Origin of the sequence: Pacificibacter marinus, from assembly GCF_900109555.1 — a bacterium.
In the GTDB taxonomy this organism is placed as follows: Bacteria; Pseudomonadota; Alphaproteobacteria; order Rhodobacterales; family Rhodobacteraceae; genus Celeribacter; species Celeribacter marinus_C.
In genome coordinates, this window is the sequence record NZ_FNZV01000002.1 from 280,960 (window position 1) to 304,999 (window position 24,040).

Below are 24,040 nucleotides of genomic sequence, written 5' to 3' on the forward strand. Positions count from 1 at the left end.
TGAATATGTTTCGCAAACTGGGCATCAAGCCGCCAAACTTGGCGATGAAAGTACGTAGAAGAGGACGACCCGTGAACTATAACGCACAGCTCGATGAGGCGCTTCAACGTCTACATGATGAAGATCGTTACCGGACATTCATTGACATCGAACGCGAGCGTGGAAATTTCCCGCATGCTGTGTGGAATAAGCCCGATGGATCAAAGCAGCCCGTCACGGTGTGGTGTGGCAACGATTACCTCGGCATGGGGCAGCATCCCGCGGTTTTGTCCGCGATGAAAGAAGCTGTGGATGCAACGGGGGCCGGATCAGGCGGCACACGCAATATTTCGGGCACAACAGTTTACCACAAACGTCTTGAAGCGGAATTGGCCGATTGGCACCAAAAAGAAGCGGCCTTGGTGTTTTCATCTGCCTATATCGCCAATGATGCGACGCTATCGACTTTGCCAAAGCTGTTCCCCGGGTTGATCATCTATTCCGATGCGCTCAATCATGCCTCTATGATCGAAGGCATCCGTCGCAACGGTGGTGCCAAGCGCATTTTCCGTCACAATGACGTTGAACACCTGCGCGCTTTGCTGGCTGCCGATGATCCTAAAGCACCAAAATTGATTGCCTTTGAATCGATCTATTCTATGGACGGCGATTTTGGCCCGATCAAAGCGCTGTGCGATCTGGCTGACGAATTCAACGCGCTGACATATATTGACGAAGTACATGCGGTTGGCATGTACGGCGCGCGTGGTGCTGGTGTTGCCGAACGCGATGGTTTGATGGGCCGTATTGATATCGTGAATGGTACTTTGGGCAAGGCTGTGGGTGTCTTTGGCGGCTACATCGCTGCGTCTGAAAAAATGTGTGATGCCATTCGATCTTATGCACCGGGGTTCATCTTTACGACCTCTTTGCCGCCCGCCGTTGCTGCGGGGGCCGCGGCCTCTATTGCGCATCTGAAAAATGATCCAGGCCTGCGTGAGCGCCACCAAACACAAGCCAAAATCCTAAAACTGCGTCTCAAAGGGCTTGGCTTGCCGATCATTGATCACGGTAGCCATATTGTGCCTTTGATTGTTGGGAACCCAAAACACACCAAATTGATGTCGGATATGATGCTTGATGGCTATGGTATTTACGTTCAACCTATCAATTACCCAACCGTGGCACGCGGTACAGAGCGATTGCGCTTTACGCCTTCGCCAGTGCACGGCCCGCGCGAAATGGACAGCCTTGTGAATGCGTTGGACGAATTATGGGCGCATTGTGCGCTGAATCGTGCCGAATTGGCTGGGTAGCAGGTATTCGTACTGTGCGCAGCTGTTGACCCTATGCTAACTAAATAACGATAGACGAACGATTCGTCTTATCGGATGAGGCAGGTCGAGGTATGCGCAAGTTGGGGCTGTGGAACAAACCACCGGTCGAGGAAGAGCAGCGTCCACGCGGTTTTGACGACTTCGAGCTTAAGCTCGGTGATGTCATGCGCGGGGAGCGTGCGACGCTTGGCAAGTCACTGCTTGATGTTCAACGCGAACTTAAAATCAAAGCGACTTATATTGCTGCGATTGAAAATGCCGATCCTTCTGTCTTTCAAACCCAAGGGTTTATTGCTGGCTACGTGCGATCCTATGCGCGCTATCTAGAGTTGGACCCGGAATGGGCCTTTGCACGCTTTAGCGCGGAAAGCGGCTTTGCCGTGGCGCATGGCATGTCCCCTGCAGCGTCATCGCCCCGTGGTCCATCCAACGCTGATATTGCAGCACGTAAACGCAAGTCAGATGATCCGTTTTCCGATCCTAACGCTTCTTTTGTGCCTCGCAGCGAAAGCTTTTTTGCGCGCATTGAACCTGGGGCCGTTGGGTCCACAGCCGTTCTGCTCGCACTTGTGGCGGCAATTGGGTACGGCGGTTGGTCTGTTTTGCAAGAAATTCAAAAAGTGCAGCTTGCCCCCGTTGACCAAGCACCGGGTGTGGCGTCTGAAACCACGGGGCTGCCTGAAAATTCTGTTGTTGTCGCTGGTCTCAATGAAAACGTTGGGGTGTCCTCAGAAGCACTTGATCGTTTGTATCGTCCGCAAGCTTTAAACACGCCTGTGCTTGTGCCCCGTGACGGGCCAATCGCAACGCTTGATCCGCGGTCTGTCGGAACTTTGGCGCATGAAAGCGCAGAAGAGCGTTTGAACGCAACAACACTTCAATTGGCCCAAGCTGTTGCTATGGGCATAGACGATTCTGAGGTGCAGGTTGTTGAACAAGATGCGCCTGAATTGGCTTTGGTGGCTGTGCGTCCGTCTTGGGTGCGCGTCAGTTCTGCCGATGGGTCCGTTTTGTTTGAGAAAATTCTGGACGCAGGCGAACGCTATATCTTGCCCGCAACGGAACAAGCGCCGCTTTTGCGCACTGGCAATGGCGGGGGCGTATATTTCGCTTTGAACGGGCAGGCCTTTGGTCCGGCAGGGAAGTCTGGCTCAGTGGTGAAAAACATCGCCTTGTCTGAGGCAGATATTTCCAGCACCTTTGAGCCCGTTGATTTGGCTGCCGATAATTTCGTGACTGAAATGTTCAAAGTTGCTCAAAACACAGCCACCGAATAATCTTCATTTTCGTTAAAGACCCCTGTCGTATAGATTTGTGTGCGCCATATGTCCCTGACTGTGCGCGCCTGGCGCGAATGGCCCATTGCCCCTTTGGTGTCCGCGAACTATCTATAGCTCAAAGACGATCTTTGATCCGAAAGGTGTTCCATGTCGATAAACCATATCCGCCCTTGGCGTAACATTTACCGCCGTGAAAGCCGCCAGATTATGGTTGGCAACGTACCGGTTGGTGGTGGGGCGCCCATTTCGGTTCAAACGATGACAAACACCGACAGTTCTGATGTGCGTGCGACGTTGGATCAAGTCATTCGCGCGGCTGATGCAGGTGCAGATATTGTGCGGATTTCTGCCCCTGATGTGGGAGCCACGCAAGCGCTGAAAGAGATTTGCCGCGAAAGCCCTGTGCCCATCGTGGCCGACATTCATTTTCACTACAAACGTGCGATTGAAGCGGCGGAAGCGGGGGCTGCGTGTCTGCGGATCAATCCGGGCAACATTGGTGACGAAAAACGCGTCAAAGAGGTGATAAATGCTGCCAAAGATCATGGTTGCTCGATCCGTATCGGCGTGAACGCGGGGTCTTTGGAAAAACATTTGCTGGATAAATACGGCGAACCTTGCCCTGATGCCATGGTTGAGAGTGGCATGGACCACATCAAAATTCTGCAAGACAACGACTTTCACGAATTCAAAATATCGGTGAAAGCCTCTGACGTGTTCATGGCCTCTGCTGCCTATCAACAACTGTCTGAAGCCACTGACGCGCCGATCCATTTGGGGATTACTGAGGCTGGCGGGCTAACCTCTGGTACGATCAAATCTGCCATTGGCATGGGGCAATTGTTGTGGGCGGGCATCGGCGACACGATCCGCGTGTCTTTGTCGGCGGATCCCGTAGAAGAAGTTAAAGTTGGCTATGAAATTCTTAAATCGTTGGGGCTGCGTCACCGTGGTGTGAACATCATTTCTTGCCCATCTTGTGCGCGCCAAGGCTTTGATGTGATCAAAACAGTCGAGACCTTGGAAAAGCGTCTTGAGCACATCAAAACACCGATGAGCCTGTCGATCATCGGTTGTGTTGTGAATGGTCCGGGCGAAGCTTTGATGACGGATGTTGGTTGGACGGGTGGCGGCGCTGGCGCTGGTATGGTGTACCTTGCTGGCAAGCAGTCGCACAAACAGTCCAATGAAGATATGGTGGAACATATCGTCGAACAGGTTGAGAAAAAGGCCGCAGAAATCGCGTCTAAAATGGCAGCTGAAGCTGAGGCGGCAGAATAAGATCGCGCTATAATTGTCTGTAATAAAAAGAAAAACCCCGCGTATTCGGCGGGGTTTTTCTTTTTAACGTTTGGTTTTATTTAGCCTTTGGCACGCAGGTCGGCCACGATTTCTACCATGCTGTCATAGGGCACATAGCCACGAATAAGTTCGCTTTGCATCACAAAAGCCGGCGTGCCATTGATTTGCATCGCTTGGCCCAGAGCGTGGTTTTGAGCGATGATTTGCGTGACTTCGTCTGAATTCATTTTGGCCATTACAGCGTCCACATCAAAATCCATCTTGCGCACAAGGCGTTTTAAACTGGCTTCTGACACGTTGTTTCCCGCGGTCATCAAGGCTTCGTGGACTTCGGCATAGGCGGCATTCCCCGCGACCAAATGTGTGGCTATGGCAAAACGCGAGGCTAAGACGGAAGCTTCCCCAAGGATGGGGAATTCTTTGACGATCAGTTTGATGTTGCCGTCGTTTTCCAGCAATGCGTTGACGTCAGGGTGGGCTTTTTTGCAGTACCCACAGCGGTAATCTAAAAACTCGACCATGGTGATGTCGCCGTCAGGGTTGCCCAAAATCAAATCGCTTGGACTTTCAAACAGTGCAACCGCATTGGCAGAAATCAGATCGCGATCTGTGGCTTCGACTTGTTGCGCGTTGCGGGTTTCTAGCACTGCGATAGCTTCCATCAACACTTCTGGGTTGTCCAAAAGATAGGCGCGCACTTCGGCTTGAAACGCTTTGCGGTCAGTGTCGGACAGGTTGGCAAGATCGCTTGACCACGCTGCGCCTGTTGTGGATAGGGCGACAAGGGCGCTTGCGCCAAGTGTCAAAAGGGAGCGGGTAACGCGCATCTGGTCTCTCCGTACAAAAATTGCCTGCAATCTCTAACACACTTAGGCATAGGGTCCAGCTAACAGTTTTGTGAAAGGGTTTCATTTGCTTTTGCGGGATTGCGTTTTGTGCAGTGCGCTGGCATCGATAGATCACCCAAATTGAGAGAATAAGCTTCGATGAAAACCTCACGCCGCAGCGCCGTTGACCCGTTTATTGTTATGGATGTGATGGAGGCCGCCCGCGCAGCCGAAGCCCAAGGACGTCACATCATTCACATGGAAGTGGGCCAGCCCGCGACAGGTGCGCCCCGCAATGCGCGCGCCAAATTGGCCACTGAAATGGAACGAGGCCCGCTTGGGTATACGGTTGCTTTGGGCTTGCCCGAATTGCGCGCAGGGATCGCTGCGCTGTACCAAGATTGGTACGGGATCGACCTTGATCCTGCGCGCGTTGTGGTCACGTCAGGTTCGTCGGGTGCATTTATTTTGGCCTTTACAGCGTTGTTTGATGCTGGGGCCAAAGTGGGGCTGGGGGAGCCCGGCTATCCATCGTATCGCCAAATCTTAAGTGCACTTGATCTTGATCCTATTGGCATTCAATCCAAGCTGGAAAACCGCTTGCAACCTGTGCCCAGTGATATGCCTGAGGGCTTGGATGGGTTGATCGTGGCCTCGCCAGGCAATCCGTCTGGCACCATGCTGGACCGTGCGGCCATGGGCGCGTTGATAGACGCTTGCGCTGCCAAAGATATCAGCTTTATCTCGGATGAAATCTATCACGGCATTCAATACGAGGGCCGTGCCGTTTCTGCGCTTGAGCTGTCAGATGATGTGTATGTCATCAATTCGTTTTCCAAGTATTTTTCCATGACAGGTTGGCGTGTGGGGTGGATGATCGTCCCAGAAGATCACGTGCGCGTGGTGGAACGACTGGCGCAAAACTTGTTTATTTGCCCGCCTCATGCGGCGCAGATTGCGGCTCTCGGGGCCTTAGGGGCCCGTGATGAATGTGACGCACACACGCAAGTTTACACCGAAAACCGTCGGTTGATGTTAGAAGGCTTGTCGCGCATCGGTTTTGACAAAATCGCACCGCCTGATGGGGCGTTCTATATCTACGCCGATGTGTCGGATTTGACCCAAGATAGCCGTGCCTTTTGTGCTGAAATTCTCGATAAAGCGGGCGTTGCCGTTACGCCAGGGTTGGATTTTGACAAACAACGCGGCGGACAAACGTTGCGGTTTTCATACGCACGCGCCACAGATGATATTATCGAGGGCCTCAAACGTCTGGGAGATTTCATGCACGCGCGCAGAGGCTAGAGCGTTTCAGTCTGAAGGACAGGCGCATCTGTGCTGGAAATCACAGCCTTGGCTTGTTACAGTTGTACTCATAAGGACCAAACATAAGGTCTAGATGAGGTAAAAATGCAGTTTTCCAAGGTCTGTTTAATCGCGGCCACGCTTGGCGTGTGCGGGGCTTTCATCCCGCAAAACCTAGTTGCCCAAGACGAATTTGTCGCATTGGCACAGGTCGGTGGCGCGAGCTCTCGGGTTGTGGATCGTGGCAATGGCGCGACGATGACGTTAACGTTAAGTCAGCCCGTGCCGTACAGGATTTTCACCCTGACAGACCCTTTGCGCATGGTTGTCGATTTCGCCGAGGTCGATTGGACCGGATTTAACCCCATTGGATTTGATCAAACGACCGTTGTAACAGCCGTCAGAGTGGGCGGGTTTCGCCCCGGATGGTCGCGTATGGTGCTGGATTTGGCTGAACCTGTGGCCATTGAAGCCGCGCAAATGCTGCGCACAGATGAAGGCGCGACACTGCATCTTAGCCTTGATCCTGTGACCGAAGATCGCTTTGCCCAAACCTCTGGCGTGCCTGAGACAGCGCAATTTGCGCTTGCTGGTGATCGGGTTGAACTCGGGCCCGTAGCGCGCACCCCGATTGGCACTGGTCCTTTGCGGATCGTGCTTGATCCGGGGCATGGTGGCATTGATCCGGGGGCTGAACGCGATGGTCAGCGCGAATCCGATTTGATGCTATCCTTTGCGCAAGAGCTGCGCGATGTGTTGGTGCGTGCAGGTGGGTTTGACGTGGTTTTGACCCGCAACGATGATACCTTTGTGCCGCTTGAAACCCGTATTTCCATTGCGCGCGCTGTGGCTGCCGATGTGTTTTTATCGTTGCACGCAGATGCCATTTCCGAAGGCCAAGCCGATGGGGCAACCGTGTATACATTGGCTGACCGCGCGTCAGATGAAGCATCTTTGAAACTGGCCGAGCGCCATGATCGGGCTGATCTTTTGGCGGGCATTGATTTGAGCGACCAAGATGATGTGATCGCGGCTGTGTTGTTGGACATGGCGCGCACTGAAACGAAACCGCGCACAAACCGCTTGGCAGATGCTTTGGTGTCGCGTTTGCAAAAAACGATTGAAATGCACACGCGCCCTCGGATGGAAGCGGGGTTTTCAGTGTTGAAATCCGCAGATGTACCGTCGGTTTTGCTTGAGGTCGGGTTTTTATCATCCCCCAAGGATCGTGCCAATTTGATTGACCCCGTATGGCGTCAAAAGGCGGCACAGGCCATCCGTGATGCGCTGTCTACATGGGTCGATGAAGAGCGTGAGATTGCTCAAATGACACGGCAGTAAGTGCCATATGTCAAATCACCGCCCAATTTGCGCGACGGCATGTGAAATTCCCCGCTTGGATGGCGCAATTGTGCTTACAATCTTGCGTGTTGGTTTTGACCCTCGCGCCTGCGACGTATAAGTAGATACGATAAACGCAGGGGGCGACTCGTGCGATCACTGGCGGGAAGGCTCTCACTTTGGCTCGGTTTATTTTTTCCTTTTTTGGGACTATTTTTTCGTGGATCACGACAGCGGCCTTTTTGGGCGCTGCAGTCATCGGCGGCATCTTTTGGATGTATGGCCGTGATTTGCCCGATCACGAAGCTTTGGCGCAATACACTCCGCCAACCCTGAGCCGGATTTATTCCAGTGAAGGTCGGATCATTGACGAGTTTGCCCGCGAACGCCGCCTGTACACCCCTGCAGATGAAATTCCAGATCTGGTGAAATACGCGTTTATTTCGGTCGAGGATAAGAATTTCTATTCCCACAAAGGGTATGATCCTGTTGGGATTTTGAAAGCGGCTGTGCAGTGTTTCCAAGGGGCGCGGTGTCGTGGTGCGTCGACGATCACCCAACAGGTGATGAAAAACTTCCTGCTGTCTTCTGATCGCTCTGCCGAACGTAAAATTAAAGAGATCATTTTGGCGGCACGGCTGGAAAAGACACTGTCAAAAGATGATATTTTGGCGCTTTATTTGAATGAAATCGATCTTGGCGCGCGCTCTTTCGGCGTCACTGCCGCTGCGCAGACCTATTTCAACAAATCCCTAAGTGAACTGACGATCGAAGAGGCCGCCTTTCTCGCGATTCACCCCAAAGCGCCGTATTCCTATCATCCTGTGAAAAACTACGATGATGCTTTGGCCCGACGCAACAATGTCGCGTTGAGCCTAATGTTCGACAATGGCTATATTTCGAAAGAGCAATATGACAGGGCCGTCGCAACACCGATCAAATCGGTGCAAAACGGCGATTACGAAAGTTACCGTGCTGCTTTGCCGCCACGTGATTATTTCACCGATGAAATTCGCCGCCAGTTGTCCAAAGATTTTGGCGAAGAAGAATTTTTCGAAGGCGGGCTGTCCATTCGCGCCACCATTGATCCCGAGTTGCAAACCCAAGCGGCACATGCGTTGCAAGGGCGTCTTGAAACGTTGGACCGTGATGGCGGGCGCTGGCGTGGAACGGGCAAAACCATTGATGTTGCCGCACTTGACGGTGGCACATGGGAAGCGGCTTTGGCCGACGTAAACGTTGCGCGCGATGTGACGCTGGGCAGCAAATGGTATGTTGGCGCGGTTGACCAAATCGACGATCAATCGATGACCGTTATGGTGGAAACCATCGGCGAAGTGTCTGTGCCGCGCAAAGATATCGGTTGGATCAAAGGCGCGTTCAAAGACAATTTCACCCGTGGGGATGTGGTTCATTTACGTCAGATGACGTCGGGCGATAACGGAACTGGTGATTTCATTCGCTGGACGCTGCGCCAAGTGCCACAGGTCCAAGGTGGCTTTATGGCGATGGACGTCAACACGGGCCGCGTGATCGCGATGCAGGGTGGATTTTCCTACCAACATTCGGTGTTCAATCGTGCAACACAGGCCACGCGCCAACCGGGGTCATCATTTAAGCCGTTTGTCTATGCCGCCGCGCTTGATTCAGGGTTCACACCCGCGACAATCATTGTGGATGCGCCTATTGAAATCAACACACCGCAAGGGGTTTGGCGCCCTAAAAATGCTTCTCGCCGCTTTTACGGACCAACGCCATTGCGCACAGGGATCGAACAATCGCGGAACTTGATGACCATTCGTTTGGCCCAAGAGGTCGGCATGGATGTCGTTGCAAGCTACGCTGAACGCTTTGGTGTTTATGACCAGATGGGGCAATTTTTAGCGTCGTCTTTGGGGGCTGAAGAAACTACATTGTTCAAAATGGTCGCTGCCTATGCGATGTTTGCCAATGGCGGTGAACGGGTGGAACCGACCCTTGTAGACCGCGTTCAAGACCGTTGGGGCAAGACGATTTACAGCCACGATCAGCGCGAGTGTAATGAATGTGATCTGCTTGCTCTTGAGGCGGGGTTTGCCCCGACGATTGTTTCCAATCGTGAAAGAGTGATGAATGCGATTACGGCTTATCAATTAACCTCGATGATGCAGGGGGTTGTCAGTCGCGGGACCGCAGCTGGGCGCGTGAATTTGCCTGTGCCTGTGGCGGGTAAAACCGGTACGACAAATGATGGCAAAGATGCTTGGTTTGTTGGTTTTACGTCAAATATCGTCGCTGGGTGTTACATTGGATACGACACGCCACGTTCCATGCCGGGCGCATCTGGTGGTGGGTTCTGTGGTCCTGTGTTCAACGAATTCATGCAAAAAGCTGTTGCAAAATACGGCTCTGGTAAGTTCCGCGTGCCTCCGGGCGGGCGATTTATCAAGATCGACCGGTTCACTGGCGCACGTTTGGCGGATGATGCGTCTGGTGAAAATGTTGTGGCTGAATATTTCCGCGATGGCGAAGAACCCGTCTTTGGGTTGGCCTTTGATGGTGGTTTTGCCATGGGATCAGATTTGCCTCTTTTCACCCCCGATGAACAAGGTGGCAGTGGCACGCGTGATGTCCAAACCGGTGCAGGTCGTGTGATTAAAGTGCCCAAAAAGGCGACCATCAATTCGCTGTCTTCTGGCGGTTTGTATTGACGCGACTATGCTTTGCTAAAAAATATGCATTGAAAAGCCGTGCTTTGGGGCGCGGCTTTGAAAAGACCTTGCGGGTTTGCGGCCAAATTGGGGGAAATCCCTTGTGTCTACTGTGCCGCGCTCGTAAATGTGTTCCCCAATTCCGATGCGGCCTTTTGGCCTGAAATTATAAGGTAGATGCACGTGCGCGCCGAAATTCAAAACTCTGTGACGAAGATCGAAAAATCCGTTGAGCTGCTCAAACAGCGTCTCGACTGGGACACCGCGCCGCATCGTTTGGAAGAATTCGCGGCGATGATCGAAGACCCGACTTTGTGGGACGATCCTGAGCGGGCGCAACAACTGATGCGAGATCGTCAGATGTTGATGGATGCGGTCGACATGGCCAAAAGCATCGCGCAAGAGATGCAAGACAACATCGATATGATCGAGCTTGGCGAAATGGAAGATGACCAAGAGGTTGTCACCGAAGCCGAGCAAGCGATTTTGGCGCTAGAAATTAAAGCCGCTGAAAAAGAATTGGAAGCACTGCTGGACGGCGAAGCCGACGGCAACGACACGTTTCTTGAGATCAACTCAGGCGCGGGCGGCACAGAGTCTTGCGATTGGGCGTCTATGTTGGCGCGCATGTATGTGCGGTGGGCTGAGAAAAAAGGCTACAAAGTCGAGTTGCAATCTGAAAGTGCGGGCGAAGAGGCGGGCATCAAATCTGCCGCTTATAAAATTTCAGGCCACAATGCTTATGGCTGGCTGAAATCCGAAAGCGGCGTCCACCGTTTGGTACGTATTTCGCCGTTCGATTCCGCAGCCAAGCGCCACACGTCTTTCACTTCGGTCAAAGTTTATCCCGTGGTGGATGACAACATCGAGATTGAAGTGAACCCGTCTGACATTCGTATCGATACATATCGCTCTTCGGGCGCTGGCGGTCAGCACGTGAACACCACGGATTCCGCCGTGCGGATCACCCACGCGCCGACAGGTATTGTTGTGACGTCATCCGAGAAATCACAGCACCAAAACCGCGATATTGCCATGAAAGCGTTGAAATCTCGTTTGTACCAAATCGAGCTGGATAAACGGTCAGCTATGGTTAACGAAGTGCATGAAAACGCGGGCGATGCGGGGTGGGGCAACCAAATTCGGTCTTATGTTTTGCAGCCATACCAGATGGTTAAAGACCTGCGCACCAATTTCGAAACCTCAGACACCAAAGGTGTGCTGGACGGTGATCTTGATGGCTTGATGGCCGCCACTTTGGCGCAAAATGTTTCAGGCAAATCACGCGCGGATGCGCAAGGCGACTAAGCAAAGGCGCGTTTGATCCGCCTGTACGTTAATGAAAACGCCGTTTTTCTGGCGCTGCAACGAGTGCCTTGTTATTTTTCAAATGACGAAAAGCCAGTTTTCGGCCCAGTTTGCCTGCGAAAATTTGGCGCGCAGGTTTTGGCGCCTCTGGATCTGTCAGTAAGCTCGGAAATAGCGCCCAAATTTCTTGACGGGCCTCAGACGAGATGGCTTTGAGTGCTTGTTCGCCAGTGTAGAGCGACTCTGTGGCTGCGCCTTGTGCAAAGATGATTTCATGCTGATCAAAGACGAGATGCAGATAGGTGACTTCGGTCACATTACGATCAATTTCTACGCCGGGCAGGGACAAAAGATGCTTTGCGGCCACCAATACTTCGTGTGTGCCAGCCATACGTTCTGCGATGCGAGAGCGCACCAGCATCCGGTGTTGTGGCGAGACAAGCAGATCTTGCGCAGGAATATCTGGCCCCAAAGCGCCTTTGGTGATCCGGATTGGCAACATCTGCGGTGCGGTGTTCAAGAGGTCGGCTTGCAAGCGCCGTGATCCGATCCAGCGCAACGGTGCAACGCCGTGATCTGCAGTGACCACCAAATCACCCACTTTGAGCGTTTCAACGGCGCGCGGCCCCTGTGCGGTGTCAATCAATGTGCCTTTGGTAAAGCAGGGCACCATGGATTGATAATCAGCATCATAGTTGTTGTTGTAATCGGGAACCCATCGACCCCATCGGTTATAGCTGCCGGGGTAGCTGAGCGTGACACCTTCATCAGGCACATCGCCTTCAAAGGTAAAGCCGATGATGTTATCGGTGTAGTTGCCCCATCTAGAATATTCTCGTACGGAAATGGCCACGACCCGGTAGAAGATGCCTGTGTCCGCATCAACGAGTGTGACTTCGTATTCGTTTTGCAACTCTGTGCCAGTCGCATAGGTGGTCGAACCAATAGTAAGCGGTGCAGTGAGCACTTGGTTGGTGCTGTCATCATCAAGCGTGTCCGCCGCCGATCCACTATCTGTGTCGTTTACTGTTACATGGGTTGCCGTTGCGCCAGTATTGACCGTCAATGTCGGCCGAGACCACTGATTGTCATCCCACTGCGCGCCATTGGTTTGGGCTGTCAGAATATTCGAGATATTCGTCGTCGCGTCGGAAAGACTGTACAGGTTGATCGAATAACTCGACATGATTTGGCACTACCACTACAAACACGAGGAAAATTAGAGCCTCGTAACGAACTAGATATGCGCACCCGCAGACAAACAACTTGGTCCACGGACCGATGCACATGGTTAAATCCTTAGCCTTATATAGGTCACTGCAAATGTGTTTTCAATCTGGCGGACGGGCTTGATGGCAGGTGCAATGTAAGATGACGTAGCGGAATTGTTGCGCTTTGGGCACGATTTTTAAGGGTTGAGGGTACCGTACAGTTTGGTTTCCTTGTTTTCATAGCGCTTTGGGGGGGGGCGTGACCTGATCAACAGAGTCATCTGCAACTTATAGCGTCCCTGTCGGTGATCCGCTTCATATTCACTTTTTGAAATTTTATGTGACTAACTCACAGACAGTTTTGGATGTTGTGTTTACAAAGGGTGTCAAGATAGCGGCTGCGTTGCAAAAGCTCAGCATAAGAATGTAAGGAAACGCACAATGATAACGGAATTCACCCCATGGGCCTCTTTGATCGGCGGTTTGCTGATTGGTGGCTCAGCTGTTTTACTGATGGCCTTGCAAGGGCGCGTTTTTGGCGCGACTGGTATTTTGGCTGGCTTTTTACAACCAAACGGCGCGAAAGATTGGATGTGGCGTGCCGCCATTTTGGCGGGCATGGTCACAGGCCCGACGCTTTACATGCTCATCACAGGCGTGATGCCTGCAGTTGACGTGCCTGTGTCACGTGTGGCGCTTATCATTGGCGGATTCATTGTCGGGATCGGGGTCACTTATGGTTCTGGTTGTACCTCTGGTCACGGTGTGTGCGGCATGGCGCGGCTCAGCCCTCGGTCTATTGCCGCGACCATTACGTTTATGATCACCACAGGCATCACGGTGTACATCGTGCGCCACGTTTTGGGAGGCATCTAATATGAAACATGTTTTGACATACTTGATCGGCCTGATGTTTGGTCTTGGAATCTCATTTGGCGGCATGGCCAATCCAGCCAAAGTGGTGAACTTTTTTGACGTTGCTGGCACGTGGGACCCGTCTTTGGCCTTTGTTATGGGCGGCGCTGTGATCACTGCATTTATCGGCTACCGCTTTGTCTTTGGCCGCTGGGACACGCCTGTGTTCGAACCACGGTTCAATGTGCCGACCAATCGCAAACTTGATGCCCGCCTGCTTGGTGGGGCGGCTGTGTTTGGCATTGGCTGGGGCATCGCGGGCTTTTGCCCCGGTGGCGCACTGCCAGCCCTTGGGACAGGCAATATAAATGTCTTCATCTTTTTCGCGGCGCTTGTCGTAGGGATTTTGACGGCAAAACTTTTAATGAAACGGTCCGCGCAGCGTTCAGCGGCCTGATACACACACGAAAGGCGATCCTATGACACACTCATACCCTGTTAACATGTCTTTGACTCCTGAAGTGAAAGCGTTTTTCGACCCTGCTACTTGGACCATTTCTTATGTGGTCAAAGACCCAGATTCAAAATCTTGCGCCGTCGTGGACAGTGTCATGGACATTGACTACGCCGCTGGCCACATTTCGTATGAAAGTGCGGATGAAATCATCGCGTATATCAAAGCCCAAGACCTAAAACTTGAATGGCTTTTGGAAACCCATGTGCACGCAGATCACCTGTCTGGCGCGCCCTATATTCAAAGCAAACTTGGCGGTAAAATCGGCATCGGTGAAAACATCACCATGGTACAAGACGTGTTTGGCAAAGTGTTCAATGAGGGCACCGAATTCCAACGCGACGGGTCGCAATTTGATCGGCTGTTCAAGGATGGCGATACATATAAAATTGGCGGTATGGAATGTTTCACCATGCACACCCCCGGCCACACGCCGGCCTGTATGACGCACACCGTGGGCAACGCGACCTTTACGGGCGACACGTTGTTTATGCCTGATGGCGGCTCTGCGCGCGCTGATTTCCCTGGTGGGGACGCCGCGACGCTGTACGACAGCATTCAAAAAGTTCTGGCTTTGCCCGATGATATGCGTCTGTTCATGTGCCACGATTACGGTCCAAATGGCCGCGATATCGAATGGGAAACCACTGTGGGTGCCGAAAAAGAACACAATATCCATGTGGGTGCAGGCAAGACCAAAGAGGACTTTGTTAAGTTTCGCGAAGCGCGCGACGCCCAATTAGAGATGCCGCGGCTGATTATTCCCTCTTTGCAGGTGAATATGCGCGGTGGGGAATTGCCCCCAGCCGATAAGGATGGCAAAACTTTCCTAAAGGTACCTGTGAACGGTCTGAAATAATCCCGATCGTACACACATCCCGCTTTGCCCAACAAATTTAGGGCAGGGCGGTTCAACACAGATCAAGGAAAATGCGTCATGGATTTCAATGTCATAAACGACCAACTCACCGTCAGTGGTCAAATTTTACCGCAAGAGGTTAGTACCTTGGCCGAGCGCGGCTTTAAGACGCTGATTTGCAACCGTCCTGATGAAGAAGTCGAAGAGGCGCTGCAATCTACTGCGCTTGAAGCGGCTGCAAAAGCTGCGGGCTTGAACTTTCGTTATCTGCCGATTTATCCCGGCCAGTTCACCGAAGAAATGGCTGATGAGATGCGCACAGTTATGACCGAGCTTGATGGGCCCTTTTATGCCTATTGCCGCTCTGGCACGCGCTCTTGCACGCTTTGGGCTTTGTCTCAGGCAGGTATTTTAGACGCGCAAGATATCATCGCTCAAGCCGCTGCTGGTGGCTATGATTTAAGCGGCATGGCCGCATATCTCGCAGGACGCTAAGCGCGCACATCTAGCTGCGTGATTGATTGCTCTTGCCAATTTTTTAAACTTAAGGATGAGCGCCGATATGTCTTTTGACCTCAACGCAGTGCGCCGATACTTCCCCATTTTAGAATGGGGATCACGCTACAATCGCGACACCTTCACCAATGATGGAGTCGCGGCTTTGATCGTGACAATCATGTTGATCCCGCAGTCTTTGGCGTATGCTTTGCTTGCGGGATTGCCGGCTGAAATGGGGCTTTATGCGTCTATTTTGCCGCTTGTCGCCTATGCCATTTTTGGCACCTCTCGGGCTTTGGCTGTGGGGCCCGTGGCTGTTGTGTCATTGATGACTGCCGCCTCTGTCGGCAATATGGCGTTACAAGGCACGGCTGAATACGCGCTGGCGGCCATCACGCTTGCGTTTCTATCTGGTCTGATTTTGCTCGCTATGGGGCTGTTTCGACTTGGTTTTCTGGCCAATTTTCTCAGCCACCCAGTGATTGCGGGCTTCATCACTGCCTCTGGCATTCTGATCGCGACATCGCAGCTTAAACATATTTTGGGTGTCTCTGCGTCGGGGCATACGTTGTTTGAAACGATCCAATCGATCCTTGGCAATTTGGGGCAGCTAAATGTTATCACGTTGATCATTGGCGTGTCTGCGACCGCATTTTTGTTTTGGGTGCGTAAGGGACTTAAGCCATTTTTGATCGGCATAGGTTTGAAGCCACGCATGGCAGATATCTCAGCAAAAGCTGGCCCTGTGGTTGCTGTGGTCGTGACGACGCTTGCGTCTTTTGCATTTGGATTGTCCGAACATGGGGTGAAAATCGTTGGCGAAGTGCCACGCGGATTGCCCCCTTTAACGTTGCCCGTGTTTTCAGGTGAAATTTGGGCACAGCTTTTTGGCTCAGCGGTCTTGATTTCAATCATTGGGTTCGTTGAATCTGTCTCTGTTGCTCAAACTCTGGCTGCCAAACGTCGCCAAAGGATCGTTCCAGATCAAGAGCTTATCGGCTTGGGCGCATCAAATATTGCTGCTGCGATTTCTGGCGGATATCCTGTCACTGGCGGGTTTGCACGTTCTGTTGTGAACTTTGATGCAGGGGCAGAAACACCGGCTGCAGGGGCCTTTACAGCCATAGGCATTGCGCTTGCGGCGCTGTTTTTGACACCGCTTTTATACTTTTTGCCGATTGCCACTTTGGCGGCGACAATCATTGTCGCGGTGTTGTCTCTGGTTGATTTTTCAATCTTGCGCGGGACTTGGGCCTATAGCAAAGCAGATTTTGCGGCTGTTTTGGCTACCATCCTGCTGACGCTTGGGCTTGGCGTGGAAACGGGCGTATCGGCTGGGGTTATTTTGTCGATTGGTCTGCATCTTTATAAAACATCGCGGCCGCATATTGCCGAAGTGGGACTGGTGCCGGGCACTGAGCATTTTAGAAACATCAAACGGCACGATGTTCTGACCGCGCCGCATGTGGTGACCATTCGCGTGGATGAAAGCCTATATTTTGCCAATGCACGGTTTTTGGAAGACTACATTTATGACCGTGTCGCCGATTGCGATGAGATCAAACATATCATTTTGATGTGCCCTGCTGTGAATGAGATCGATCATTCCGCGTTGGAAAGTCTTGAAGCGATTAATCTGCGTCTAAAAGATATGGGCATTTTACTGCATCTGTCTGAGGTCAAAGGGCCCGTGATGGATCGCTTGCAAAAATCGCATTTCTTGCAAGCTTTGACAGGGCAGGTGTTCTTGTCGCAATTCGCGGCAATCAAAGCACTTGAGCTGCCGGATGTCGCCGTAAGCTAACAGGCTTTGAGTGTTTAACGTACAAAATAAAAGCAGCCCCTCCAATTGGTGGGGCTGCTTTTTTCTGTCGTAGGGTGCTTTTTACAAACTGACCCAAGCTGTGTCGTTGTTTGAGCTGTCGATACACGCTGCGATGAATTTCATCCCAAGAATGCCGTCTGAGATATCCGGCGTATGCACGCCATCTGGTACGCCTATGCCATCTTTTTTGACTTGAATGATCTGGGCAGCTTCCGCGTAAATCGTTGCAAAGGCTTCTAAATACCCCTCAGGGTGGCCCCCTGGTGTGCGCAAGTTGCGCAAGCCTGCACCAGCGGCAGCAGCGCCGCCACGGGTGTAGATTTGTTTGGGTTCTCCAAAGCGGGTAAATGTCATTTGATTGGGTGTCTCTTGATCCCATTCAATGCCGCCTTTGGTGCCAAAAACCCGCAAGCGCAGCGCGTTTTCATTGCCAACCGCAATTTGTGACGCCCAAAGCATGCCTTTGGCCCCGCCTTTAAAGCGCAACATCACCTCAACATTGTCGTCCACACGGCGATCCGGCACAAACGCTGTCAGATCGGCTGCAAGCTTTTGCGTTTCCAAACCAGTGACATAGCTGGCAAGGTTGAACGCGTGGGTGCCAATGTCGCCAACACAGCCCCCCGCGCCAGACCGCGCTGGGTCCGTGCGCCAATCGGCTTGTTTGTTGTTTGGATCAGCCGCTTCGGTCAGCCAATCTTGCACATATTCCACATGCACCATGCGCAGATCACCAAGCTCGCCGTTTGCGATCATCTCGCGGGCTTGGCGCATCATGGGGTAACCCGTGTAATTGTGGGTTAAGATGAACAACTTGCCAGTACGTTTGACCGCGTCTTCGATTTTAAGCGCATCTTCCATGGTTGCGGACAAAGGTTTATCGCAAATCACGTGAATGCCAGCCTCAAGAAACGCAATCGCGGGGCCAGCGTGCATGTGATTTGGCGTCACAATCGCAACCGCGTCAATGCCGTCGGCGCGCGCGGCCTCTGATTTGGCCATGTCGGCGTATGAGGCATAAGATCGCGTGGCGTCGATCCCTAAATCTGCGGCGGATGCTGCGGCACGGTCTGGGTCGGACGACAGTGCCCCCGCAACCAAATCCCATTCGTCATCGATGCGTGCGGCAATCCGGTGCACCGCACCAATAAAGGCACCACGTCCGCCGCCAACCATGCCCAATTTGAGTTTTTGTGTCATGTTATCAATTCCTAAAGAGACAGTGTTAGAGCCCAAGAATTTTGTTGAGTGTGGCCTTATCGACAGCACCACCTGCAAAATCATCAAAGGCTTTGTCCGTCGTTTCAATGATGTGTTGGGCGATAAAAGGCGCGCCTTCTGCCGCACCTTGCTCTGGTGATTTCAAGCAGCATTCCCATTCCAAAACCGCCCAAGAGTCGTAATTATATTGGGCTAATTTTGAGAAAATAGCTTTGAAATCGACCTGACCATCGCCCAAAGATCGAAACCGTGCGGCGCGGTTGATCCAAGATTGATAGCCTGAGTAAACGCCTTGGCGGCCATCTGGATTAAACTCGGCATCTTTCACGTGATAGGCGCAAATGCGGTCGTGGTAGAGGTCAATAAAGGCTAGATAATCCATTTGCTGCAGCAAGAAATGTGATGGATCATAGTTAATCTGGGCGCGTTCATGCCCGCCAACGGCATCGACAAACATCTCGAATGTGGCACCATCAAACACGTCTTCGCCAGGGTGGATTTCGTAGCCAATGTTGACCCCTTGGTCTTCGTAGGCATTTAAAATGGGGGTCCAGCGACGGCCCAATTCTGCAAAAGTTTCTTCGATCAAGCCTTCAGGGCGCTGTGGCCAAGGGTAAAGATATGGAAAGGCCAAAGAGCCTGTAAACGACACGGAATTGTTCAACCCAAATTTGCGCGAGACAACCGCAGCTTTCATCATTTGATCTACGGCCCACGCTTGGCGGGCTTTTGGATTTCCATGCACATGGGCAGGCGCGAAGGCATCAAAAGATACATCATAGGCGGGATTTACGGCCACAAGTTGTCCTTGCAAATGGGTGGACAACTCAGTGATTTGCACGCCTGCATCGGCACAAATCCCTTTGACCTCATCTATATAGGCATCGCTTTCAAACGCTTTATCGAGATCAAACAAATGGGTCACAAACGTTGGAATTTGCACGCCTTTGTAGCCAAGCCCCGCGGCCCATTTGGTGATGTTTTCCAGTGTATCAAAGGGCGCATGTGCCCCTGCAAACTGCGCCAGAAAAATCCCCGGACCTTTCAGTGTCGTTGCCATATGTTGTTTCCTCCCAAAGTGTAATTCGTGCTTGTGTACTCAAGATAATATATGTGGTTTCAATGTGATATCAGGGTTTATGAACCCTGTAGTGGATCATCGAACGTGGGCGTATCGAGCACTTGAAGCGGCGGAGCATTCGGTGTTTCAATCGCCTGAATCACAGCCTGTGCAAGGCTTGTGCCTGTGTGCCGGACGTCTTCATGCACTGCTAAAATCTCACGCCGAAAGCGACGTAAAAACGGGATCGCTTCTTTTGAAAACACATCCATCGTGTCGCCAATTTTATGCCCCATCGTTTCAGCTACATCGACCACAACCATGGTCGAGGTTGTGGACGCACAAAAGAAACCGTCGATTTCAGGGTGTGTGGTCAACACCCCGCGTACGGCTATTTCGATATCTTGCGCAGGGCTATCGGATGCCACGTCTTGCAGCACGAGACGGCGTATTCCCAACCGTTCTGCGGCTTGTTTGGTGCTGTCCAACACTTCGCGCCCATAGTTTTGATAGGCTGGCGGGGGCAGCACCAAAACGCATTTTCGCCCGCGTCGCGCCAGTGCCTCCATCCCGATGGTGCCGAATTTAAAGTTGTTAAAGTCGGCATAGGGGTGGGCAATCGGACTGTTGGTGCGCCCATGGGTGCTAAAGGGAAATCCACGTTTGATCAGGTATTCAACGCGTGCATCTTTTGGTTCTGTTTGGTTGATGATCAACGCATCGGCAGATCTATTTTCGACGATGTACCTGATGGGCCGCATGGGGTCTTCATCGGGATAAAACGGTGTGACGATCAGATGATAGGGGGTTGTGCGCAGTGCGCCCGCGACGGATGAAATGAGTTGCGCGGTGTGGTTCATCATGTCGTGTTCGGTCGACAGCACCAGCGAAATCACATTGGTTTTCCCTGTCCGCAGGCGCACCCCAGCTCTGTTGGGCAGGTATCCGATGGAATCCGCACAGGCTTTGACGCGCTTTTTGGTGTCTTGCGAAATATCATGGGCATCGTTTAACGCACGACTGACCGTCGCAACGGCAAGCCCCGTGATGCGGGATATGGTTTTCAGTGTCGGACGTTCGCCTGCGCGTAGCCCGATTTTGTCATCTTCTGATGAAGTCATATCCCATCCTTATTGCCATAGTAGAGGCGTGTTGTCGCAGTCATCCTATTGCGAGTGATTCGCGCCAGCCGTCGCTTGTTTTGTCGTGTCGCAGTTTGTTTTTGCGTATTGTTGGTCTGTATTTGATAGCGGTAACATGTCGTGCGTACAGTAAAAAAAGCCAAGAAAACGATTTTGATTTTTTTTCCTTTGTGCCTTTCAAATCTGCTGACATACTCATGACTGTAGAGATGCTAAGCCCCCGAATCTAGGCTTTTTGCAAATCTATAACGTTATAGGTGATCCTGTAACGTTTTCGAAACAAGGGAGGACGACCAACATGAAACTGACCAAAGCACTTTTGAGCGCAACAGCTCTTTGCGCCGCAGCAACGACTGCGCATGCTGTAGATCTTGAAGTCACACACTGGTGGACATCTGGCGGTGAAGCCGCTGCTGTGACCCAGTTTGCCAAAGCATTTAACGAGAAAACCGAACACAATTGGGTCGACGGTGCGATTGCCGGCGGCGGCAGCACGGCGCGTCCCATCATGGTGTCCCGCATTCTGGGTGGCGATCCTATGGGCGCCACACAATTCAACCACGGCCGCCAAGCGCAAGAGCTTGTTGAGGCCGGCCTTATGCTTGATCTCACCGATGTTGCAGAAGCCGAAGGTTGGAAAGACGTGGTTCACCCGTCATCATTGCTGGACGCCTGTACGCTTGATGGTCGCATTTACTGTGCGCCTGTGAATATCCATTCTTGGCAGTGGTTGTGGTTGTCCAACTCTGCTTTTGCTGACATCGGCGTAGACGTTCCAGCAAACTGGGATGAATATGTTGCCGCTATGCCTGCACTTGATGCGGCAGGTATTGTGCCGCTCGCGATGGGTGGACAGGCTTGGCAGTCTTCTGGTGCATTTGGCGTTCTTGCCATTGCCATCGCAGGTCAAGACGCTTGGAAAGCTGTGAACATTGCAAAAGACGCTGACGTTGCAGGCGGCGAAGCCTATGCAAAAGTGTTTGACGCGGCTGCTGCTGCCCGCGAATATTCGAAAAAGACCAACGTACAAGATTGGAACCAAGCGACAGCTATGGTGATTGAAGGCAAAGCTGGCGGGCAAATCATGGGTGACTGGGCGCAAGGCGAATTTGCTGTTGCCGAAAAAGTTGCGGGCACCGATTACACATGTCTTCCAGGCTTGGGTGTAAATGCTGTGATCGACACTGCGGGCGATGCGTTTTATTTCCCAAAACAAGACGATCCTGAAGTCGAAGCAGCCCAAAAAGAATTGGCAGCTTTGATGTTGTCAAAAGAGGTTCAGGTTGAATTCAACTTGAGAAAAGGCTCTTTGCCAGTGCGCGGTGACGTTGATTTGGCTGCCGCCAATGACTGTATGAAAAAAGGTCTCGCGATCTTGGAGTCTGGCAACATTATGCCATCTGGCGACATGGCGCTTTCCCCTGACACGTCCGGTCAAATCGAAGACCTTATGACTGAGTTCTGGTCCTCCGATATGTCAGCGGCAGATGCGCAAGCGGAATACGCTGGCATCATTGCTGACGCTGATTGATCCCGTGCATTCTTGATCTGGCCCGCGTCACGCGCGGCCAGATCTTTCAGTTTTGGGCTGAACTGGCACAGACCAGTCAGCCCGCAATAGGGGGGTGTTTCTGCCATGGCAGTTACGGATCACGGTGTTGATCACGCGCGGCGCGAGTATGCCAAGCCGCCGATCAAGATATTCAAAAACCTAAGTTCAAAGATCGCGGCCATTCCGATGATTTTGACTGCGACGGTCATCTTTATCGGTTGTTCGGGCTGGACGATTGTTCATTCGTTTACCAATTCCAAGCTTTTGCCAAAACTCGACTTTGTGGGGTTTGATCAATACGAGCGCCTGTGGAGTTCGCGGCGATGGCTGATCTCTGTCGAAAACCTGTTTATTTACGGACTGTGTTCGTTGGTTTTCACTTTGGTTATAGGGTTTCTCTTGGCTGCCTTGCTGGATCGTAAAATTCGATTTGAAAACACCTTTCGCACCATCTTTTTATACCCATTTGCGTTGTCGTTCGTGGTGACGGGGCTTGTGTGGCAATGGATTTTGAACCCTGAATTTGGGGTGCAATCCATCGTGCGTGGACTGGGGTGGGAAAGCTTTACTTTTGACCCACTCTATAATTCCGACATCGTGATTTACGGCATCTTAATCGCGGGGCTTTGGCAGGGCACGGGGCTGATCATGTGCATCATGCTTGCAGGTTTGCGTGGCATTGATGAAGACATCTGGAAAGCCACCAAAGTGGATGGGATCGGCACGGTGAAAACCTATCTTGTGGTGATTATTCCGATGATGAAACCCGTGTTTGTGACGGCCCTCGTGTTGATCGCCTCTGGTATTGTCAAAGTTTATGACTTGGTGGTCGCTCAGACCTCTGGTGGGCCGGGGATTTCATCGGAAGTGCCCGCAAAATACGTTTATGACACGCTCTTTGGGCGCCAAAATTTGGGCCAAGGGTTCGCTGCCTCGACGATGATGTTGGTGATGGTTGTCATCATTCTCATCCCATATGTTTATCTTCAATTCGGGGGCAAGAAAGACCAATGACCAGAGTCTCACACCTCACAACCGCAGATGCGCAGCTGCAAGGCCCCAAAGGCCCCAAGCCAAAGCGCGCTTTTTCTGGGGCCAATTTGTTCATCTATGGCACGCTGATTGTCATGTCTTTGTACTACCTTTTGCCGCTCTGGGTGATGATCGTGACATCGCTCAAAGACATGGCCGAAGTCCGCATGGGCAACATCTTTTCGCCCCCCGCCGAAATCACGTTTCAACCTTGGGTGAAAGCGTGGTCAGAGGCCTGTACGGGCATCAATTGTGACGGGCTTTCGCGCGGGTTTTGGAACTCTGTGCGTATCTTGATCCCATCCGTTTTACTGTCGATCACCGTGGCGTCCGTATCTGGGTACGGCCTATCGATGTGGAAGTTCAAAGGTTCAGAAGTGTTCTTTAACATCTTGCTTTTGGGTGCCTTTATTCCCTACCAAATCATGCTGTATCCAATCGTGATCATCTTGCGTGAACTGGGCCTTATGGGGTCGCTTGGTGGGCTGGTTTTGGTGCATATGATTTTTGGTATGCCGATCAACACATTGTTATTCCGAAACTATTTCTCAAGCATCCCACAAGAACTGTTCAAAGCGGCTCGCGTTGATGGCGCTGGGTTTTGGGCCATTTTCTTTAAGATCATGTTGCCCATGTCTTTGCCCATTTTCGTGGTCTCTATGATCATTCAGGTCACGGGTATTTGGAATGATTTCTTGTTTGGCGTCGTCTACACCAAACCCGCGATTTATCCGATGACGGTGCAACTCAATAATATCGTAAATTCCGTGCAAGGGGTCAAAGAATACAACGTCAATATGGCGGCCACTTTGCTCACTGGCCTTGTGCCTCTCGTTATCTATTTCATCTCCGGCAAGCTGTTCGTTCGCGGCATCGCAGCCGGCGCTGTGAAAGGCTAAGAC

Annotated in this window: 20 protein-coding genes; 15 read left to right on the top strand and 5 right to left on the bottom strand. The window is 52.0% G+C overall.

Annotated features, from left to right (window positions below):
* Positions 1–71: 71 nt before the first annotated feature.
* From hemA to ispG, 3 genes are all read left to right on the top strand, one after another.
* Positions 72–1,295, top strand: coding sequence for a 5-aminolevulinate synthase (hemA, locus tag BM025_RS04560; RefSeq protein ID WP_085847712.1), 1,224 nt, complete (start codon positions 72–74; stop codon positions 1,293–1,295).
* A gap of 92 nt (positions 1,296–1,387) precedes the next feature.
* Entirely contained in the window at positions 1,388–2,593 is a 1,206-nt protein-coding gene (locus tag BM025_RS04565) for a helix-turn-helix domain-containing protein (RefSeq protein WP_085847711.1), read from the top strand.
* A 150-nt stretch (positions 2,594–2,743) separates the two neighbouring features.
* On the top strand, positions 2,744–3,877 hold the full coding sequence (gene ispG / locus BM025_RS04570) for a flavodoxin-dependent (E)-4-hydroxy-3-methylbut-2-enyl-diphosphate synthase (RefSeq protein WP_085847710.1): 1,134 nt from the start codon (positions 2,744–2,746) through the stop codon (positions 3,875–3,877).
* Positions 3,878–3,957: 80 nt separating this feature from the next.
* Here the strand turns inward: ispG and BM025_RS04575 are convergent, their stop codons facing one another.
* The gene (locus tag BM025_RS04575) at positions 3,958–4,725 is read right to left on the bottom strand and encodes a DsbA family protein (protein WP_085847709.1); all 768 of its coding nucleotides are present in this window, start codon (positions 4,723–4,725) and stop codon (positions 3,958–3,960) included.
* Positions 4,726–4,884: 159 nt separating this feature from the next.
* On the opposite strand from BM025_RS04575, the gene BM025_RS04580 reads away from it, so the two are divergent.
* The 4 genes from BM025_RS04580 to prfB all read left to right on the top strand — a co-directional run bounded on the left by BM025_RS04580 (position 4,885) and on the right by prfB (position 11,369).
* Entirely contained in the window at positions 4,885–6,030 is a 1,146-nt protein-coding gene (locus tag BM025_RS04580) for a pyridoxal phosphate-dependent aminotransferase (protein ID WP_085847708.1), read from the top strand.
* Positions 6,031–6,135: 105 nt separating this feature from the next.
* Positions 6,136–7,371 carry an N-acetylmuramoyl-L-alanine amidase gene (locus tag BM025_RS04585; RefSeq protein ID WP_085847707.1) on the top strand — a complete coding sequence of 412 codons (1,236 nt, stop codon included), beginning with the start codon at positions 6,136–6,138 and terminating at the stop codon, positions 7,369–7,371.
* A 179-nt stretch (positions 7,372–7,550) separates the two neighbouring features.
* A complete protein-coding gene (locus BM025_RS04590) occupies positions 7,551–10,061 on the top strand; it encodes a penicillin-binding protein 1A (protein WP_085847706.1) in 2,511 nt (836 codons plus the stop codon).
* Between the two features lie 183 nt (positions 10,062–10,244).
* On the top strand, positions 10,245–11,369 hold the full coding sequence (prfB, locus tag BM025_RS04595; protein WP_085847977.1) for a peptide chain release factor 2: 1,125 nt from the start codon (positions 10,245–10,247) through the stop codon (positions 11,367–11,369).
* 28 nt (positions 11,370–11,397) lie between these two features.
* Here the strand turns inward: prfB and BM025_RS19430 are convergent, their stop codons facing one another.
* Entirely contained in the window at positions 11,398–12,555 is a 1,158-nt protein-coding gene (locus tag BM025_RS19430; protein WP_244515456.1) for a Hint domain-containing protein, read from the bottom strand.
* A 466-nt stretch (positions 12,556–13,021) separates the two neighbouring features.
* Between BM025_RS19430 and BM025_RS04605 the strand changes: the two genes are divergently transcribed.
* From BM025_RS04605 to BM025_RS04625, 5 genes are all read left to right on the top strand, one after another.
* On the top strand, positions 13,022–13,456 hold the full coding sequence (locus BM025_RS04605; RefSeq protein WP_085847705.1) for a YeeE/YedE family protein: 435 nt from the start codon (positions 13,022–13,024) through the stop codon (positions 13,454–13,456).
* A 1-nt stretch (position 13,457) separates the two neighbouring features.
* Complete coding sequence (locus tag BM025_RS04610) at positions 13,458–13,892, top strand: YeeE/YedE family protein (protein ID WP_085847704.1); 435 nt, start codon at positions 13,458–13,460, stop codon at positions 13,890–13,892.
* 22 nt (positions 13,893–13,914) lie between these two features.
* Positions 13,915–14,808, top strand: coding sequence for an MBL fold metallo-hydrolase (locus BM025_RS04615; RefSeq protein WP_085847703.1), 894 nt, complete (start codon positions 13,915–13,917; stop codon positions 14,806–14,808).
* 78 nt (positions 14,809–14,886) lie between these two features.
* Positions 14,887–15,303 (top strand): protein tyrosine phosphatase family protein, encoded by a 417-nt coding sequence (locus BM025_RS04620; RefSeq protein WP_085847702.1) that lies wholly within the window; start codon positions 14,887–14,889, stop codon positions 15,301–15,303.
* A gap of 67 nt (positions 15,304–15,370) precedes the next feature.
* Complete coding sequence (locus tag BM025_RS04625; RefSeq protein ID WP_244515458.1) at positions 15,371–17,110, top strand: SulP family inorganic anion transporter; 1,740 nt, start codon at positions 15,371–15,373, stop codon at positions 17,108–17,110.
* An 81-nt stretch (positions 17,111–17,191) separates the two neighbouring features.
* On the opposite strand, the gene BM025_RS04630 is transcribed toward BM025_RS04625, so the two are convergent.
* From BM025_RS04630 to BM025_RS04640, 3 genes are all read right to left on the bottom strand, one after another.
* Positions 17,192–18,331: a Gfo/Idh/MocA family protein gene (locus tag BM025_RS04630; RefSeq protein WP_085847700.1), complete on the bottom strand. Its 1,140-nt coding sequence runs from the start codon at positions 18,329–18,331 to the stop codon at positions 17,192–17,194.
* A 25-nt stretch (positions 18,332–18,356) separates the two neighbouring features.
* On the bottom strand, positions 18,357–19,412 hold the full coding sequence (locus BM025_RS04635) for a sugar phosphate isomerase/epimerase family protein (RefSeq protein WP_085847699.1): 1,056 nt from the start codon (positions 19,410–19,412) through the stop codon (positions 18,357–18,359).
* A gap of 77 nt (positions 19,413–19,489) precedes the next feature.
* Positions 19,490–20,533: a LacI family transcriptional regulator gene (locus BM025_RS04640; protein ID WP_085847698.1), complete on the bottom strand. Its 1,044-nt coding sequence runs from the start codon at positions 20,531–20,533 to the stop codon at positions 19,490–19,492.
* A gap of 319 nt (positions 20,534–20,852) precedes the next feature.
* Here BM025_RS04640 and BM025_RS04645 point away from each other — a divergent pair, with 319 nt between their 5' ends.
* The 3 genes from BM025_RS04645 to BM025_RS04655 all read left to right on the top strand — a co-directional run bounded on the left by BM025_RS04645 (position 20,853) and on the right by BM025_RS04655 (position 24,037).
* Positions 20,853–22,085 (top strand): ABC transporter substrate-binding protein, encoded by a 1,233-nt coding sequence (locus BM025_RS04645; RefSeq protein ID WP_085847697.1) that lies wholly within the window; start codon positions 20,853–20,855, stop codon positions 22,083–22,085.
* 105 nt (positions 22,086–22,190) lie between these two features.
* Entirely contained in the window at positions 22,191–23,120 is a 930-nt protein-coding gene (locus BM025_RS04650; RefSeq protein WP_085847696.1) for a carbohydrate ABC transporter permease, read from the top strand.
* On the top strand, positions 23,117–24,037 hold the full coding sequence (locus tag BM025_RS04655; protein WP_085847695.1) for a carbohydrate ABC transporter permease: 921 nt from the start codon (positions 23,117–23,119) through the stop codon (positions 24,035–24,037). Before BM025_RS04650 ends, BM025_RS04655 begins: the two co-directional genes overlap by 4 nt.
* Positions 24,038–24,040: the final 3 nt, after the last annotated feature.

What these genes read in the sequence shown, in the direction of transcription:
- BM025_RS04640 (WP_085847698.1), bottom strand. Translation starts at nt 20,533, where the DNA reads ATGACTTCATCAGAAGATGACAAAATCGGGCTACGCGCAGGCGAACGT.
- BM025_RS19430 (WP_244515456.1), bottom strand. Translation starts at nt 12,555, where the DNA reads ATGTCGAGTTATTCGATCAACCTGTACAGTCTTTCCGACGCGACGACG.
- BM025_RS04625 (WP_244515458.1), top strand. Translation starts at nt 15,371, where the DNA reads ATGTCTTTTGACCTCAACGCAGTGCGCCGATACTTCCCCATTTTAGAA.
- BM025_RS04575 (WP_085847709.1), bottom strand. Translation starts at nt 4,725, where the DNA reads ATGCGCGTTACCCGCTCCCTTTTGACACTTGGCGCAAGCGCCCTTGTC.
- BM025_RS04645 (WP_085847697.1), top strand. Translation starts at nt 20,853, where the DNA reads ATGAAACTGACCAAAGCACTTTTGAGCGCAACAGCTCTTTGCGCCGCA.
- ispG (WP_085847710.1), top strand. Translation starts at nt 2,744, where the DNA reads ATGTCGATAAACCATATCCGCCCTTGGCGTAACATTTACCGCCGTGAA.
- BM025_RS04580 (WP_085847708.1), top strand. Translation starts at nt 4,885, where the DNA reads ATGAAAACCTCACGCCGCAGCGCCGTTGACCCGTTTATTGTTATGGAT.
- BM025_RS04655 (WP_085847695.1), top strand. Translation starts at nt 23,117, where the DNA reads ATGACCAGAGTCTCACACCTCACAACCGCAGATGCGCAGCTGCAAGGC.
- BM025_RS04630 (WP_085847700.1), bottom strand. Translation starts at nt 18,331, where the DNA reads ATGACACAAAAACTCAAATTGGGCATGGTTGGCGGCGGACGTGGTGCC.
- BM025_RS04620 (WP_085847702.1), top strand. Translation starts at nt 14,887, where the DNA reads ATGGATTTCAATGTCATAAACGACCAACTCACCGTCAGTGGTCAAATT.
- BM025_RS04615 (WP_085847703.1), top strand. Translation starts at nt 13,915, where the DNA reads ATGACACACTCATACCCTGTTAACATGTCTTTGACTCCTGAAGTGAAA.
- BM025_RS04605 (WP_085847705.1), top strand. Translation starts at nt 13,022, where the DNA reads ATGATAACGGAATTCACCCCATGGGCCTCTTTGATCGGCGGTTTGCTG.
- BM025_RS04635 (WP_085847699.1), bottom strand. Translation starts at nt 19,412, where the DNA reads ATGGCAACGACACTGAAAGGTCCGGGGATTTTTCTGGCGCAGTTTGCA.
- BM025_RS04650 (WP_085847696.1), top strand. Translation starts at nt 22,191, where the DNA reads ATGGCAGTTACGGATCACGGTGTTGATCACGCGCGGCGCGAGTATGCC.
- BM025_RS04585 (WP_085847707.1), top strand. Translation starts at nt 6,136, where the DNA reads ATGCAGTTTTCCAAGGTCTGTTTAATCGCGGCCACGCTTGGCGTGTGC.
- BM025_RS04610 (WP_085847704.1), top strand. Translation starts at nt 13,458, where the DNA reads ATGAAACATGTTTTGACATACTTGATCGGCCTGATGTTTGGTCTTGGA.
- BM025_RS04565 (WP_085847711.1), top strand. Translation starts at nt 1,388, where the DNA reads ATGCGCAAGTTGGGGCTGTGGAACAAACCACCGGTCGAGGAAGAGCAG.